The sequence below is a fragment of the Flavobacterium sp. genome (genome assembly GCF_049318185.1).
Taxonomy (GTDB): domain Bacteria; phylum Bacteroidota; class Bacteroidia; order Flavobacteriales; family Flavobacteriaceae; genus Flavobacterium.
In genome coordinates this window covers 1-3,684 of the sequence record NZ_JBMOGV010000163.1, presented here as the reverse complement: position 1 = coordinate 3,684, position 3,684 = coordinate 1, and the positions used below count along the sequence as shown (strand labels likewise).

Annotated in this window: 3 protein-coding genes; all 3 read right to left on the bottom strand. The window is 38.7% G+C overall.

The window, feature by feature from the left end; genetic code table 11:
- A partial coding sequence (locus tag ACOYLT_RS10835; RefSeq protein ID WP_422853863.1) for a TonB-dependent receptor occupies positions 1-1,758 on the bottom strand: 1,758 nt, incomplete at its 3' end.
- 131 nt (positions 1,759-1,889) lie between these two features.
- Complete coding sequence (locus tag ACOYLT_RS10830) at positions 1,890-2,714, bottom strand: hypothetical protein (RefSeq protein WP_422853862.1); 825 nt, start codon at positions 2,712-2,714, stop codon at positions 1,890-1,892.
- A gap of 59 nt (positions 2,715-2,773) precedes the next feature.
- Positions 2,774-3,250: a hypothetical protein gene (locus ACOYLT_RS10825; RefSeq protein WP_422853861.1), complete on the bottom strand. Its 477-nt coding sequence runs from the start codon at positions 3,248-3,250 to the stop codon at positions 2,774-2,776.
- Positions 3,251-3,684 lie beyond the last annotated feature (434 nt).

Below are 3,684 nucleotides of genomic sequence, written 5' to 3'. Positions count from 1 at the left end.
GTTTTTTACCAATGCCGAAATCGGAATAGAAAACAACCATTGATAATACACTTCTGCCTTCACATTCCAGTTTGGAGCCGGAGCTATGGAGTAGCCCAGTACATAATGGGCTGCCCGGCTAAATTCCAGGCCCTTGTTAGGCTGCACCGAATCGGCGCCAATTTTTATGCGTGCAAAATAATTACCCAATGGCTGAATTTGCGAATGAAAGCCCACGCCGGCAGAAAGAAACTGATTGTTGCCGGTAATCCATTTGATACCCAAGCGCGGCTCCACCACCGACGTTTTATTCAGCGCAAATTGCTGCGCATGCATGCCTACTAAAAAGCTGAGCCGATTAGAGGGGCTCCATTTCCACTGAATAAAATAATTAGTAAGTCTGGTATCTCCGGTTGATTTTACTTTATCACGCAAAATATTACTAACCGTTTCTCGCTGAGTCAAATCAAAATTTTTCGCACTGGTATACGCTCCTACTTTCAACAAATGCCTGCTGTTGAATTTGTGCGTGAGCACCAGCGACCAGATGCCATTGCTTTCCGTAAAAGCATTGTTTCGGGTATATATTAATGGCCCATTGAATTTATCCAGCCGATTGTTTTCTTCCCGATAGGTATAGCCATTTACACTATACATCGTTTTTAAAAATGTTTTCTTGCCCAGCGAAATACTATGGGAGATGCCTATCATCCCTGTTTTTGCTGCATCTAACCGACCCATTCTGTTAGAGGGATTATTGGTCCACATAATAGAGTCGGCGGATGCTTCCGTTTTTTGTTCACTGTTACCGCCGAATCCGAAAATAGAAAAACTGCCCAGTTTTTTAGTGGGCAAGTGTATATGAAACGACAAGTCCCGAAACCGAGTGGACGCATCTCCTATTTTTAATCCGAGTTGTTGCATCAGGGTTAAGAATCCATATCGGTAATTCACCAGATACGAGCCGCCATATCCTTTTTTAAAATAGCCTTCGGTAGCAGCATCTATACCGATAGTACTGACAGAAAAAGTATGCTCACGGCGGGAATTATTTCCTTTGCGTAATTTAATATCGAAAACCCCTGATAAAGCATTGCCATATTCGGCCGGAAAAGCACTGATCATAAAATCGGAGTTTGCCAACAGCTGCGCACTCAATATAGAAATGCCGCCACCCGAAGTGCCCACTTTGGCAAAATGGTTGGGATTGGGGATGTCAATTCCTTCCATCCGCCAGAGCAATCCATTGGGCGCATTCCCGCGAATGATCAGGTTATTCGCATCTCCCTGTGAAACTACGCCGGCAAAAGCAGTGGCTATGCGGGATGGGTCGTTTAAGCCAGCCGCATATCTTCTCGTTTCTTGCATACTCATCATGCGGGTACTCACTACTGCCATCTCGTTGAGGGGCTTTTGTCGGTTGGCTTTGCTTTGTACCACCACTTCCTTACCGGTACTCACTTCCTCCTCCATTTCAATAGAAAGTACCAGCTGCTTGCCCGATTCAATCAGTATATTTTGCAATACAATCGGCTTATATCCGATATAGGTAATCCGAAGTGTATGTCTGCCAACAGGCACTTTCTCCAACACAAAGTTACCAGTAGCATCTGCCACCGCCGATGCAGTCAGTTTGCTTACGAGTTCAATATTGGCTCCCGGTAAGGGATTTTTTACTGACTTATCTACCACGCTTCCCCGAATGGTTTGAAGGGGAATCGATTGTGCGCTAAGCAACAAAGGGAATAAAACAAAAACCAGCAATGGGCGCAGATACATACTGGGAAGTTAGGAAAAACTCACAGTACATTTTCATTGCCCTATTTCTGCTAGAGAAAAATTCAAAATTATCACTTTCGTGTAATTTCGAAAAGAACGATGTAGCTCATATATCATTGAGTATAAGTACCCTAAAAGCTAAATAAATACCCTACCGATAGATAACAACTTCTTTCAAGTTGAGAGACAATTATCGGCTCTGGGCGTTGCTTTTCAGAATAGGTCTTTGTGAAGTCTAGGGTCGAATTTTTTCTGTCTACATATCCAAAAATAAATCCGTAATCAACTGCTAACATATGCTTGTTCCCAAATGAAAACCCTCCTCCTAATAATATTCTAGGCCGTATCTTTTTTGAAAGAGTCAAGCCTGCACCAAGACTAATGTGAGCTCCGAACCATTTATATTTAGGGAACATTTTTATTCCGGCTCGATACGAAGCAGATAAACCTCCCTCGCCTTCTGTTCCAGACTGGAAACTATAGCGATAACTGGTATCGGTTGGCTTTTCGATTGAATATTCTTCATCAGTAAGCCCACTATAATAATAAGAAATACCCGTTACATTATACCTTTTGGGTACTAAAGGGAATATTATTTGCGTTGAATAACTTTGTAAGTTGTATTTCGTATCTCTTGGTGTTATTGAAACCATCAGCCTTGTTTGTTCCCCCGAAAACTGAAGAGGCAATGAATAATAGTCGCCCTTACTATTATTACTTATTGTAACCAATGTAAATAAATAATCAAAAGCCTTGTCTGCAGAAATAGACTCCTTTAGAGACCCTATGTTTTTTTGTAATTCTACAAAGTTCGCTTTTACTGCTTCATCCGCTTTTTTGTAGTTCTCATTGTCGGATATAAAACTCTGATAAGCCTTCGTGTCCTGTAAATATTTTTTAAAACATTCAGCGACTTTAATATTAACTTCTTTTAAATCATTTGATGCCCTTTGCAAATCTAAAACATAGCTTTCAAAATTAGGCCCCCAAGGACCGGCGTCCTGACCACCAGTAATTAATAGCGTATATAGCCTAACGTTATTAATTTTAATTGATCTATATCATCAACAATTTTTGAAACTGATGTATTAAAATCAATTATCGCTACATCATTATTCGAAAGTATTTCAGATAAAGAATCTTTTCGCATGGGAGCTACCTGTTCTGGCATACTCATCACTGACGATTTATCTTCAAGTTTTGGCAAACTCAAATTTAAGTCTTCAAAAGTTGGCGTTTTGCTCTTTGTGCTTAAAATAGTATCTGTATTATTAATATTGATTAAGAAAAGATTTTGATTTATGTTCTTTATTTTTACTTGATAGAAATCTCCGATTTTTATTTTTTTAGGAATAGAAAGTTTACTTTCACAAAATCCACCTTTGTTACTTCTGCCATTGAAATCAATTTCAACAATTTTACAAGGACATTGAGCATTTATAGTCTCGAATAAAAAAAATATACAAATAAAAGAGACGAGATTTTTTTTCATAAAAAACAATTATTTTGTTCTCATAAAAGATTATGCAATGGTTTTACAAAATGATTGCATGGTAAAACAATGCGGGAGGTACATTTTTAATGCTTCAAGTCAAATAGTTTTTTTATAAATATAAATAACTTTGAATAAAAAGCATATCTGCATTCTGTTTTTTTCTAATTATGAATGAAAATGGCTCTACCCCTCTCGTTTTTTGCGCTTTTTTTGGCCTTTACAGGAACCGAAACCACACAAACTGATAAGGTTTATATTTTGAGAAAACAGATAAAATTCCGCTTCCAAATTGCAGGTTCCCAATGATGGAAACAGATAATTTGAGTACATTTATTCTACCATGAAAAAATATATCCTCCTCCTGCTCACCGCTTGTCTGTCAATAGCACAGGCACAAGAAAAAATAAGTGTGCCCGCAAATAAGCAGTCGG

What these genes read in the sequence shown, in the direction of transcription:
- ACOYLT_RS10825 (WP_422853861.1), bottom strand. Translation starts at nt 3,250, where the DNA reads ATGAAAAAAAATCTCGTCTCTTTTATTTGTATATTTTTTTTATTCGAG.